The sequence below is a fragment of the Psychrobacter sp. G genome, from assembly GCF_000418305.1.
Lineage (GTDB): Bacteria > Pseudomonadota > Gammaproteobacteria > Pseudomonadales > Moraxellaceae > Psychrobacter > Psychrobacter cryohalolentis.
Genome location: NC_021661.1, coordinates 826,968 through 839,873 on the forward strand (window position 1 = coordinate 826,968; position 12,906 = coordinate 839,873).

Below are 12,906 nucleotides of genomic sequence, written 5' to 3' on the forward strand. Positions count from 1 at the left end.
TAGATATGAATTAATTCTGTAGAAGCTTATTATTTCAAAACAACTTTGCCAGCTGCACTATCCATTCGATAGTTTTTAATGTTCCCAGCGATAACCAAGTTAATTGCTTTTTCGATCTCATGAAGGGGGGGGATATTGAACCATTCTGTCGCCTGAGATATCAATTACGTCGAGTCGTTAGAAAAATCTGCTGCTTCTCAAAAAAGCTTGATAACAACATTAAAACGTTCGACTTGGTGTTCTTTTATATCAATTATGGCTATGTCTGATGACAGCATGCTTTTTAGAACACCACCAGATTTTTTAATGATACGACTTATGATTACTCACTCTAACATGGCGATGGCGTCCGCACTAGCGCGCTTGCGTTCTTCTGCATTTAACTCAGTCAGTTTTCCTTCTTTCATCATCAGCAGACGGTCAGCATGCTCAAAATAACCGTCATCATGACTGATAATAAACAGCGTTTTACCCATAGATCTTAATTCAGGAATCAGCGTTTGATAGAACACTCGGCGAAAAGCGGGGTCTTGGTCAGCGGCCCATTCATCGAGTAGTAAGAAGTCCTTTTGTTCGGCGACAGCGAGCAGCATGGCCAAGCGTTTGCGTTGTCCTTGTGACAGCTTGTCGGTAGACAATCGATGGTCAGTTACAGTCAATTTATCTTGTAAATTTAATTTACGCAGCCACTCAGTCACTAAAGACATATCAGGGTCATTGTCTTGACTGCCGATTAATTGTTTAAAAAGATATTGATCACTAAAAATGGCAGAAAATAGTTGTCGATAATTGGTAGTGTTATCCGAATCAATCGTCTGTTCATCTACTTTTATAGCGCCTGTCGTAGGTGTAAAAATGCCAGTAATTATTTTTGCAAGGGTGGACTTGCCGCTGCCATTAGACCCTATCAAAAACACCACTTCGCCACGCCTCAAGGTTAAATTGACTCCTTTTAAAATGTCATCAGTAAGCGTGTCATTTTCAGCCACAACTTCTGGTGTATCGTGCTTTACACCTTGATAGCGATAACTTACATTGTCCAACGTGATGGTCTGCCAATCATTTGCTGCTACATTGGTTAAAAACGCTGGCTGATAATCAGTAAGCGCCAAAGTCTGTATTTTATCTAACGCGACTTGCGCCGTTTGTAAAGTTGGATAAGCGCCAACGGCTTGTAGTAGCGGCGATTGCATAAATAGAATGGTTAAAGAAAAAGTAGTGGCAACGCTCATGGGTATATTGAGATAGTTTGAGACCGCAAAGACGACGCCAATCGCTGCAAACATCATAATGTTCGACCAATTCACTGCTGATAAGTGAAAGGTATCCGCTTTAATGACACGCTTTTTATAAGACTGGGCGTGGCTCAAAAAATCGTTAGTATATAGTTTTTGCGCGCGGTGCTGATTGAGCGCAAGCTCTTTTCGACCTTCAATAATAGATTGATAATCTTGATACAAAAGATCATTAATCTCCCTTAATTCTGTTAAATGACTGTAAACATGCTTTACCAAAATGGTGCTTATCCAAATCGTCATCACAATCCAAACCATGATGATCAGCAATAATGGCAATGACAACCAACCTAAATATAAGGCGACTGCACTAGATAAAATAACCCCTTGAACCAATTCTGGCATACGAACAAAGGCCACGGTGATCGATTGGATATCGGTAGATAAACTGGCGAGTAGTTGGGCGTTTCCTAACTGGTCAATTTGCGGAACGTTGGTATCGATGATTTGTTTTACCAGCTTGGTTCTTAGCTCATAAACAAATCTATGACCCAAGCGGGTTAGGGCATACTGTGATAAAAAAGTCGTGACTAATAGTAGTATGACTAGGCCTGAAAAATAACCGAGGCTTAGCCATGATAAGGTATTAAAAACAGGCTGACTGATAAAAGTGTGGTTAATATAAGCAATAATACCCACACTAACAGCGGCATTGACTAAGTTAAGCAAGATGACTTTGAGAAAAGGCAGGCGATAATGCGACCAGATCATATGATATAAAGAAGCTGTAGCGCGAGAGGACATAGTGACTCAATAATAAAATGAATTTTGCATATTTCTAAATAGCATAAAAGGGAGTAGGTGTTGCCTAATCCCTTTTGTTTAAATTTTATAACTATAGTTTAATTTGCGTGGTTTAGAAATCAAACGTCGCTGAAACTTTTAACGCAGTGAGTTCGCCTGCATTTAAATAACCAGCATCTGCATAGCCACCTACTGATTGCCAATAATCTTCGCCCGTGACATTGGTTACCATTCCTTTTAAAGTGACATTTTGTCCTGCTAGCATAGTTTTATAGCGAGCACCAAGATCTAACGTCGTATAACCGTCAACTTTTAAGGTGTTGGCATTATCAGCATAACGTGGGCCTGTATGAATGATGTCACCTGTTAAGGTGAATCCTTCAAGTGCCGCAACATCATATTCTAGATTAACGTTACTTTGTAAGGTAGGAAGACCGATGACTTTATTATCATCTAGTGCCGCATTACCGGTGTCTTTTTGTTTGGCACTTAAATAACTCACGCCAGCATTTAGGCGCATATTTTCGCTAGGGCTACCAAATACGGTCAGTTCTACGCCTTGGTGACGGTTTTTACCAACAGATATAAAGGTGTTTGAATCATCGATATAGTCACGAGCGGCATCAGTGCGGTACACAGATAAACTACTGCCAATAAGCCCGTTGTCATATTTCACGCCAATTTCGGTTTGTTCACTCACGTAAGGGTCCAAAGCTTGACCCGCATTGGTGACAGGGGCATTGTTATTTGTCTGAGGGGCTGTTTTCCCTGGTGCTAAGCTTTCGATATAGTTACCGTAGAACGACCAGTCCATGCTCGGTTGATAGACAATACCGATACTTGGTGTCCACTCACTTTTATCGTAATGACCAGTTTCCGCCTGGGTATTGGCATCATAGCTAGTCGTTTTTATATTCTGATGACGCACCCCTAACGTGGTTTTAAGCTTGTCATCAAACAGTGATATGGTGTCTGCTAGTGCAAAGCTTTGAAACTGCTTTTTGTTGGTTAATTTTGGATCGTCTAAGTTACCACCGAAGGTGGCTGTACTTGTAAAAGGAACCTCAGTGTAGTCGGTAGGACGGTACAAATTGGTCGTAGGTTGATTGCCAAAATCAAACGCGAATGCACCTTTTTCTTCTTGATCATACAGGTTTGCTGCCAATACCAAATTATGAGCCACTTCACCCGTTTGTAATTTACCACGTAGACCAAGTTCGGCACTTTGTACCAAATCTTTTCTAGAATTATCAAAACGATAAATCGTGCCCGCACCATCAGCATTGTTGACGGTTAAGGTGGCTAATGAATTTTCTTCCTCGCTATTTCGTACGCCGTAGGCGCCATAAGCGGTGAGATTATCATTAAAATCATATTCTCCTCGAATGGTACCAAAGACATCTTTTTCATCTGAATACGTCCAAGGCTGCGCCCAGTTTTTTGAGCCGTCTGGCGCTTTTGGTATGCTAGAAACACTACCAAGATTGACACTAGGGCGAGTTTCTTTAAGTTTGTTATCTTGCCAGCCCAAATCTGCTGATAATCGGTATTGCTCGCCTTTATAATCTAGCCCAAGCGCTGCTAAACCTAATGTTGAAGATTCATCATCGATGGCACTATCACCATCTTGATAAGCGGCATTAAAGCGAACGCCAAAAGCATCCTCCGTACCGAAGCGATCACTGACGTCTATCGCCACTTTACCTTGATTACCTTGACCATAACCCAAAGTCAATTGACGCAGTGGATCATTACTAGCGCGCTTGGGTAATAGGTTAATCGTACCACCAGCATTGCCACCACTGGGCGCAGCACCATTTAGCATGGCAGAAGCGCCACGTTGAACTTCCACACGCTCGAATAATTCGGTGGCGATATACTGTCTAGGCAGTATACCGTATAGACCGTTAAACATCGTATCATCTGATGTGGTGATAAAGCCACGCATAAAGTAAGCTTCTTGGAAGTTACCAAAACCCCTTGCCACGCGTACGGTTGGGTCTTTTTTAAGCAGGTCGCCCACACTCTGTGCTTGTTGATTGGCGATATATTCGTTAGTGTATGACGTTGTAGAGAATGGCGTATCCATAATATCTTGATTGCCTAAAATTCCCACACGGCTTCCCGTCGCGACTTGACCACCTTCATAAGCATCTGGCAATCCATCCGCTGACGCATCAGCACTACTGGTCACCACAATAGTATCAAGCACCACGCTTGGAGTATCAGATTGAGCGTCGACACTTAAATCCGTTTGTGCCCATGCTGCTTGGCTTGCACCCAGTATGATGACTGAGGTAGACAAACAAGAGTAATATACGGATTTTAATGACAAAGGGTGATGAGACAAATTTGATGGGTTAAGGCGAAACAAAGCGGAGTATAAGCGAGACAGTTGCATCAATATTTCCAGCGCATAAGTTAAATGCTTATTATAATGATAATCATTTTCATTGCAATATATTGCTGCCTTAATGCTAAATATAATTGTGAGATTACATAGGGTTGTCCATCAATCTTAAATAGTTATCAATAGGACTGATGAATATCAGTCCTATAATATAGTTTGAAGTTAGCTAGTATTTTTACCAATCTAGGCGCATTAAGCCTTAATACGCCGCATCAAATATAGAAAATAAGCTCCGCCAATAATAGCAGCAATGGTGCCAGCAGGTATCTCATAGGGAAATATGAGATAGCGCCCGATCCAGTCTGCTATAACCATTAAGCCTGCGCCTAAGATGGCAGACAATTGAATTTGACGTTTGAGCTTTACCGCGCCTAATGTGCTGGCAAGATGAGGGATCATTAAACCTACAAAGCTGAGCGGACCCACTGCCAACGTTGATATCGTACTAAGTAATGCTACAAGAATGAGTACCAAGCTTTGATACAATCTCAAAGATACCCCAAGCTCACGGGCAATCCCACTACCTAGGCTCAATATTTCTAATGGTTTTATCACCATAAAGCTTGATAGGAAAAGTATAAAAGCTAACCCTACTAAAATCCATGCCGTTTCTGGACTGGCAAGATACGTAGAACCTGATAGCCAGCTTAGCACCGCTTGTACCCGTTGATCGCCAGATATTTTTACCAGACTTAATAAACCGCCCATCAATGCGGCAATGGCAACACCAACTAATAATAAATAAGCCGGATTGATACGACGGGCAAGCCATAAGATCAAACTGAGCACGATAAAAGCACCCAACAATCCTGATAATATAATGCCTGTGTAGCCAAAACTGGGTAGGAAAACAAATGCCATTACCACACCTATCGCTGAGCCTGAGCTAATACCGAGCACTTCAGGACTGGCCATCGGGTTGCGTGTCAAGGTTTGTAGCAGCACGCCGGCAGTGGCTAGCATTATGCCAGTGGCGGCTGCGCTTAAAGTGCGAGGCAATCTAAAATCAACAATTAAATGTCCTAAGGTACTAAGCTGCCAGCCATTTGAAGTAGCCGTAAAGACCAGCACACCTACTATCAACAGTATTAAGGCGATTCCCCAACCCGTTAAGTGAGTGTCACGGCGTTCTGAAACCAAGGTAGGTATAACCTCATCGGTATATTGGCGACTTTGGGTCATGATTAACCATATTACCAATGGCGCACCAAGTATGGCAGTCATTGCATCAGCAGGAATATTTAGGCTTAGATAATGTTGTAACAGCGTCGTGGCATTACTGGTGATCCATAGTAACAGTGCCCCAAACACATAACCTAACAGCAGGCGGTAACCAATACGCCGTACCGAAAATACATTAACGAGTGTGGCAGCACCCAAACCAATAAAACCAATAGGGCCCACACGACTGACCACTAGGGCAGTCAGTAGAGCCACTAGTCCCACCACTAATCCACGAATGAGATTGATAGGAACGCCCAAACTTTTGGCTTGCCTATCATCTAAGCTCATTATTTCTAATGGCTTTAATAAAGGCATTAAGCTAATAAAGGCGACCACACTAGTGATGATTAATACGGCAGATACTTGCCAGTTATTCTGAGTGAGGCTGCCCGCAGCCCAGACCATAACGTTTAAGGTTTCTTCAGCATAATAAATCAATAATAAGGCAGTAATAGCGCCCAATAAAATATTGGTAACCAATCCTCCTAGCACTAATACCAAAGGATTCATGCGGCTAGGCGCAGCTAGAAGAAAAACAATCGCCATACTACCAAGCGCGCCAACAAAGGCGACCCAAAAACTTCCTCCTAATGCCAAACTAGGCAGGAATAACGTGACAATCAACAGTGCCATGTTTGCACCGCTACCGACTGCCAATGTCGTGTCTGAGGCCAGTGTATTTTTCACCAGCTGTTGTAATAAAACACTGACCAATCCTAAAAGACCACCAGAAGTCAATGCTACCAACATAGTCGGTAGGATTTGTAGCTGGATACTCATGTTCGAAAGCGACAGGTCAAATGAGGGTGTGAACAATTCTAAAAAAGCTAGAGGCCATAGTTGATGTACGACTGCATAACTGCTTACTACTGCTATCAGTATTAAAAAAACAATCATCATATAAATACGGTTAGCAGACAGAAAATTTGTTTTATTCATCATAAATCGGTATTGCCTACAAAAGTGACATTCTTTAAGCGCTCGGCTAAGACATTCATAGAAGCCACGCCACTATTGTTCCATGTCGCAGGCAGCAAGGTGATGCAGCGGCTTTTTTTGTTAGATGGATGCTTTTGATCAAAGGAATAGCCCAAGCGCTGCCAGACTAAGCTGTCTTCTAATTCAAGTTTGAGAAGATCACTAAGAGGTTCAACGACTACAAGGCAGGTATCGTCATCAAGCTGTGCTAAGTCTCCTAGCATAATGGGCGTAAACCCCCACTCATTGCCCTCTGACAACGCCATTAGCTGTAGTCCCATCGTCTCTAAAGCAGGTTGAAACAAACTGTTATACGAAAACATACGCAAATTATTGGTATCGGCAAATTGCACGACAGCCAATTTTTTGATATGAGGATAACGCGCATGAAAAGTCTGTCCTGCTTGTATGATTTGTTTCTTACTGGTGTCTAGGTAATCTTGCGCGGCTTGGGGTTTATTGATAGATCGGCCCAATTCTAACGTGGGTTCTATAAAGTCCTCCCACTTTGCAATTTTGTTAGGACTGGTCAATTCAATAGAGTGGATGGGCAAATCGCCGTACATAGGACGCAGGTGCGCATAAAAAGCGTTGTCTATTACCAAATCCAAGTCTAGCTGAGAGAACATTTCAGGATTGGGTTGATAGCGTGTTCCCACGTCGAGAGTCGTATCGGGTATAAGAGGCTTGCCGACCCATTCTCTATAGAAAGGTTTATCGCCCATAGCAACTGGTGGGTATCCCATGGCAGTCAGCGTCGCCGCAATGCCCCAGTCAGGGGTCATTACTTTAGGCGATGTTTGATTTTTTGGAGAAGACAATGCTTGTGGTGCTTGTGGCGTAGCGTCAGATGACTGGCAACTGCTTAATAATAAACTTGAGCATAATGCCACACATAGCTCGAATGAAAAGGTGAGCGCTTTCATATAACTGCGACTTTATGAGTAGTGGTAGGATGGGTTAGTAGGGTAAAATCGACACCAAATATCGAGCGCAGTACATCCTTTTCCATGGTGTGTTTGACATCACTCATATGGCACAGCTTGCCTTTTTTTAAGGCGATAAATTCATCACAAAATCTTGCCGCTAGATTTAGGTCGTGCAGGATAATGACAACACCTAGGCCTTGCTCATCGACCAATTTACGAATCAATTTTAACACTTCTATTTGATAGACTACATCCAGCGCCGCTAGTGGCTCATCTAATAACAGATACTTTGTCTGCTGGGCAAGACACATGGCCAACCATACACGTGCGCGTTCACCACCAGATAATGTAGATACTTGACGATTTCTAAAAGCGTCAACTTGAGTGAGGGAGATGGCTTTTTCTACTTGTTGATGATCATCAGCATTTGGTTTTTGCAGCCACTTTTGATGAGGGTATCTGCCCAACATCACAAGCTCATAGACTGTAAAAGCGCCCGCATCAGGTAGGTTTTGCGGTAAATAGGCAAGATGCGTGGCCAGTCTTTTAGCAGAAAAACTTCGCAAATCTTGTCGTTCTATTTCAATGCCACCTTGCGTGGGTGTCATTTCTCCTGCCATGGCTTTTATAAGGCTAGATTTTCCCGAACCATTATGCCCAATGAGCGCATACAGTTTATTTGGTTCGATAATAAAAGAAGTAGGATGAAGCAAAATTTTTTTTTGACGTATTAAGCTTAAATTATTGATGTGCATCATAGTGAGCAGTCGAAAGTAAATGGGGATTTTAAAGAAAAGTAGATGGTTAATGCAAATGATTTTCATTTTATTTATGAATATGCAGCAATTATTAAGCACGCCAATAGACTTTTATGACCATATCTTGACGGGATAGCCCAAGGGTTGCTTTTAATTGTTGTCTTAATGATTTGATGTCTGCCGCTTCAAGAGCACCCCATACCTTGCCAATCTTAAGAGGCAAGGTTGTTAATCTTGCATGTAATAAGCTTATGATTTGTTCAGGAATTTCGGTTGTCGGCGTCTTAATGATGTGAAGTAGATTGTCTTGTAGAAAATGCTCATCATGACCTAAGTGCTGACAAAGATTTAGAGTATGTAAATAACTGATGTCTTTTGGATCTTCAGTAATAGCAATGACAAGGGGCAGCAACGGATTCTGCCAGTTTTCTAATAGGTTAGCGATTGTAGGCAGAGAAGTTTCATCGCAAATTAATAAGCATTGACCTTCGGTGAGGTGTTCTATTTTCTCTGGATAGTCGCGCACTGTTTTTATTGGCATACCGCAGCTCAGAGAACGGGCCCAATTGCCACCTGGCGTGTCGCCATGAATATAAACATCTATCCAAGCTTGAACAGACGAGCTGATTGGATCTCGCCATGCTTTTCGCAGGGTATAGTAGCGCTGTAAAGGCTTATCATTATTTTCTGACTCATTGTTTATGGTAAATAAAACGTCAGGATTTAACTCAAATAAATAAGCGTAGCCGGGATGATTGAGTGGGATATTATCGGGTGCTGTGACCACCAGTCGATACATATTAGGACTGACATAGTAACCATCAATCACGCTAAAGTGATGTTCTTGAAGTTTGATCGTACGCTTACCAAGCTTAGTAGCGGATGACTGCAATAACGCTATATATTGTTCATGTAGTGTCTCAGCGTCGCTAATAGGCACAAAAAAGTTGATAAAGTATTGATGATTAATACTAGAAATTTTTTCAGCGAGGCTGTTATCTGTAGAACTGCTATCTTTTAACGCATTAGAGTTATTTTGATAGCGATTCATCGTCATAACATCTAACAGAAGGCCGTCAGGATATAATTCTTTTATCGATACTATATCGTACTCGCCGACTGAGGCAGAGGTAAAGGCATTGATAAACATCGCAAGTTCATCTTGATGCTCTTCATTGAGATGATGAATGAACATGGCTTTATCAGCAATGGCTAATGGGGTTTTATCGGTATCATAACGAGTAAGCGTTTCAGCCATAAAGGGTCATCCAAGCCAAAAAATCATATAACGGTTACTTCATATAACCGTCAAATAAATGGCATCTGAAAATATAAGGTAGCAGAAAATATAAACAAAAACAGCAAAGGTTTAATTGATGAGTATCAGTAGTTGAGTAAGGTGATAGAAATATATAAATCAGTATACAAATTGAAAATATAAGGATGTTACTGATAATCATTAACATCTAGATTATTATTACGTTAATTTGATTGTATGTCAATGTATTTATAATCATAAGCGGACTATTGTCATAGGATTCTTGATATTTTCCTTTCGATGATATAGTAAATCTTATATAAAACCGATACAATATTTATAACTAATTCATTTAATGAAATAAACGATGACCTATTCAATCGACTTTCGCAAACAAGTACTGCGTAGCATTAAAGACGGCACGACCATTCGAGAAGCTGCTAACTTTTATCAGCTTAGCACAAGCTCGATTCACAGCTGGCAGCAGAGCTTAGCTCCTAAAATAACCAGAAATAAAGCACCGACTAAAATATCAAATGAAGCTTTATTGAAAGATGTTGAGCAGCATCCAGACGATTATATGTACGAGCGAGCACAGCGTTTAGGCTGCAGTAAATCAGGTATAGAAGCCGCATTAAAACGCCTAGGTATCAGTCAAAAAAAAGACCTTAGAACATCCAAAAGTATGCCTGATAAAAAGAGCGGCTTATCAGAGTAAACTTAATAGCTTTATACAGCAAGGCTATCCCATTGTTTATATGGATGAGAGCGGCTTTGAGGCTGAAAGTATAAGACCTTACGGCTATGCACCGATAGGAAAACCCTGTATCGACAGCTACAACTGGCAAGCAAAAAAGCGAACCAACGTCATCGGTGCTCTCTATGAAAAGATGCTGTTTGCCCTAGATTACTTTGAGCAGAACATTAATAGCACCATATTCTATCACTGGTGCAAACACACATTAATGCCAAGCCTTAAAAGAAAATGCGTGATTGTTATGGATAATGCTCGATTTCATAAACATAAACGCGTTCAAAAGCTACTTAACAGGCATGGTCATCGTATTTTGTGGCTACCACCGTACAGCCCTGATTTAAACCCTGAGCGAGGAGAAAATAAAGCACTGCTTTGCCCGAGCGCAAGATGAGAGCTGTGCTCGAGTGGGAAAATAAGTGGGCACAAACTAAGTTTTTACGCCAAGGGTGGAGAATAATCTACCTAGACTGTTCCATGATATGGGCTGTTCCAGTTTTATTGTGGATTGACTATATTTGATTTGAGAGAAATGCGCAAAATAGTAAAGCTAATAATTGATTGAGGTGCAAATCCTAGCGCTAGATATGATTGGAGTGGCATCGACGGATACACTTCATTCTTACTAGCCTGCGAGCTTAATGAGGATGAACTGGTCACTCATATGCTAAATAACGCTACTGAAGATTCAAAAGATGACATTATTAATACGGTATATAGGAATCGTAGAAATGGTCAAGGTGTGAGCTATGAAAAAATCTGTCAGCACTTTAAAGCTGATGATGCGATGGATGTTGTAGACAGGAGTTTAACTTTAGCGAGTAGTGATAAAGTGAATTAACTTCATTAGTATAATCTTTTAATATAACCTGATAGCTATAGGGAAGTACTCTTGCCTTCAGGTTATATTAGATCAAATATACGCATACCACTCTATGGCACACATTCAACGACCGTAGTATTCCCATCATTGTATATTCTGAGCTTAGGCTCCATCATGTCGGTTCCATAGTCATAGACTGTAAATTCAGGCTGAAATCTATCTACAGCTTGACCAATATACACACACGCTGCATTCGAAGCACAGACTAGTAAATGCACTTTTTCTATACCATGTATTTGGTTCAAATTGGTAAAAATATCCTTAAGCCTACTAGCTAGTTTTTCACCTTCAAGTGGATGTGCTATGGCACCATTACCGTATCCATAACTTCCAGGAGGATATATGTTTATTACTGGGAGCTTGTTTTGAGCTTGTTGATTCAGATGGTCGATTGTTGAATCAATCATCGCAGCGGGAAAAGTTAATTTAATGCTAACAATAACTTCTGAGTGCTCTGAGTCAATATCTGGTTCGTCAATAATAAATGCATCTTCTCTAGGCTGCACTCCAGGCCACATCCAACTACTAGCATCTCTGTAACGCAGCATTGGCATTAATTTCGACTTATTACCAAACTTCGCGCCAAAGCCTATTAAAGCAAAGCTTGGTCCTAAAGCAAATACAGCTGCGCTACTACCTTTAGTCCAGGCTTTTATTTGGTTAACACAGTTTTCTATATGCTCAGAACTTCTTCTATGAAACTCATAAGAATTCTGCATTGAATCACTTACACCCCATTCCAGAGGAGTTAAATCGTGTTTAGCTCTACAATTGACTACGCTCAATGATTTCGAAATTGATATAGGGTTTGGCATTTCTATACTTTGTCCATTTATGCTCCACGGAATGAAATATATTGGAACAGGGGTATAACTCAATGCGTTGAGCAGACTGTTGCATAGCTGAACATGGATAGTTCTCATGTCCTGTAATTTAGATGCGGGATAATCTAAACTGGCTATTCGATCTATTAACCTGTGGTGAATATCACACAACAATAGAACATTACTTGGCTCGTCAGCCAGATTTTTTGATAAGTATATTATTCCTCTAGGTCCACTCTCAGAAGCTGCAATGTTATGAGCCATATAACCGAAGTTACCTCTATGTCCTGATAATGAATCAAAATCTAATCTTGAACCACAGCCAGAAAACATGCACCTACCATGACTCTCTTCCATAACAATGCGTTTAGTAGATTGACTGAATTTGTTTCCTCTTCCTGTAACTTTCTCTCGACCTAAACTCCATCGTTTGAATAACTTAGTAGTTTCTTTGGCGTTGAGCTTATTAGAGCTAATTCTAATTTCATCCCATAGCTCCTTAAAACTTTCTAATGTCTGAAAATCTTCTAAACCAAACTCTTCCTTTTCGGAAACTCTTAACCTTGTGTTTATTACATAGCTATCACTTATGTATGAAACCAAATTTTCATTATCGTCACGCTGAAGAGAAAATCTAAAAACATCAATTAACTCACCGTCATTAAACAGTAATGTTATTAAATTATGATAGCTTGCGTCGGAAAGGAAGCCAACATGATCCCATTGTATTCCTGTACTTTTAAGATGGTCGAGATATTGTTTGGCCGAGTCAAGATCGGTAAATATAGTCTTGTTTAGGGCTTGATCATGCGAGGTCTGAGTTCCCACAGATAGATAATCTTTAGTCAT

The 12,906-nt window shown here is 40.8% G+C and carries 10 protein-coding genes; 3 read left to right on the top strand and 7 right to left on the bottom strand.

Going from position 1 to position 12,906, the window contains the following annotated elements; all coding sequences use genetic code 11:
* Positions 1-326: 326 nt before the first annotated feature.
* The 6 genes from PSYCG_RS03565 to PSYCG_RS03590 form a co-directional block, all read right to left on the bottom strand.
* Positions 327-2,039 (bottom strand): multidrug ABC transporter permease/ATP-binding protein, encoded by a 1,713-nt coding sequence (locus PSYCG_RS03565; protein ID WP_020442970.1) that lies wholly within the window; start codon positions 2,037-2,039, stop codon positions 327-329.
* A 112-nt stretch (positions 2,040-2,151) separates the two neighbouring features.
* Complete coding sequence (locus PSYCG_RS03570; RefSeq protein ID WP_041772451.1) at positions 2,152-4,344, bottom strand: TonB-dependent receptor; 2,193 nt, start codon at positions 4,342-4,344, stop codon at positions 2,152-2,154.
* 297 nt (positions 4,345-4,641) lie between these two features.
* Positions 4,642-6,615, bottom strand: coding sequence for a Fe(3+)-hydroxamate ABC transporter permease FhuB (gene fhuB, locus PSYCG_RS03575; RefSeq protein ID WP_020442972.1), 1,974 nt, complete (start codon positions 6,613-6,615; stop codon positions 4,642-4,644).
* Positions 6,612-7,577, bottom strand: a complete 966-nt coding sequence (locus PSYCG_RS03580; protein ID WP_020442973.1) for an ABC transporter substrate-binding protein — start codon at positions 7,575-7,577, stop codon at positions 6,612-6,614. Before PSYCG_RS03580 ends, fhuB begins: the two co-directional genes overlap by 4 nt.
* Complete coding sequence (locus PSYCG_RS03585) at positions 7,574-8,338, bottom strand: ABC transporter ATP-binding protein (protein ID WP_020442974.1); 765 nt, start codon at positions 8,336-8,338, stop codon at positions 7,574-7,576. The genes PSYCG_RS03580 and PSYCG_RS03585 overlap by 4 nt, the downstream gene beginning before the upstream one ends.
* Before the next feature lie 91 nt (positions 8,339-8,429).
* Complete coding sequence (locus PSYCG_RS03590; protein WP_020442975.1) at positions 8,430-9,596, bottom strand: siderophore-interacting protein; 1,167 nt, start codon at positions 9,594-9,596, stop codon at positions 8,430-8,432.
* 367 nt (positions 9,597-9,963) lie between these two features.
* On the opposite strand from PSYCG_RS03590, the gene PSYCG_RS13515 reads away from it, so the two are divergent.
* The 3 genes from PSYCG_RS13515 (at position 9,964) to PSYCG_RS13400 (ending at position 11,191) form a co-directional block, all read left to right on the top strand.
* Complete coding sequence (locus PSYCG_RS13515; protein WP_020442976.1) at positions 9,964-10,314, top strand: IS630 transposase-related protein; 351 nt, start codon at positions 9,964-9,966, stop codon at positions 10,312-10,314.
* A 40-nt stretch (positions 10,315-10,354) separates the two neighbouring features.
* Positions 10,355-10,744, top strand: a complete 390-nt coding sequence (locus PSYCG_RS13520) for a transposase (protein WP_020442977.1) — start codon at positions 10,355-10,357, stop codon at positions 10,742-10,744.
* Between the two features lie 270 nt (positions 10,745-11,014).
* Positions 11,015-11,191, top strand: coding sequence for a hypothetical protein (locus tag PSYCG_RS13400; RefSeq protein ID WP_020442979.1), 177 nt, complete (start codon positions 11,015-11,017; stop codon positions 11,189-11,191).
* Between the two features lie 92 nt (positions 11,192-11,283).
* On the opposite strand, the gene PSYCG_RS03605 is transcribed toward PSYCG_RS13400, so the two are convergent.
* Positions 11,284-12,906, bottom strand: a complete 1,623-nt coding sequence (locus PSYCG_RS03605) for an SAVED domain-containing protein (RefSeq protein WP_020442980.1) — start codon at positions 12,904-12,906, stop codon at positions 11,284-11,286.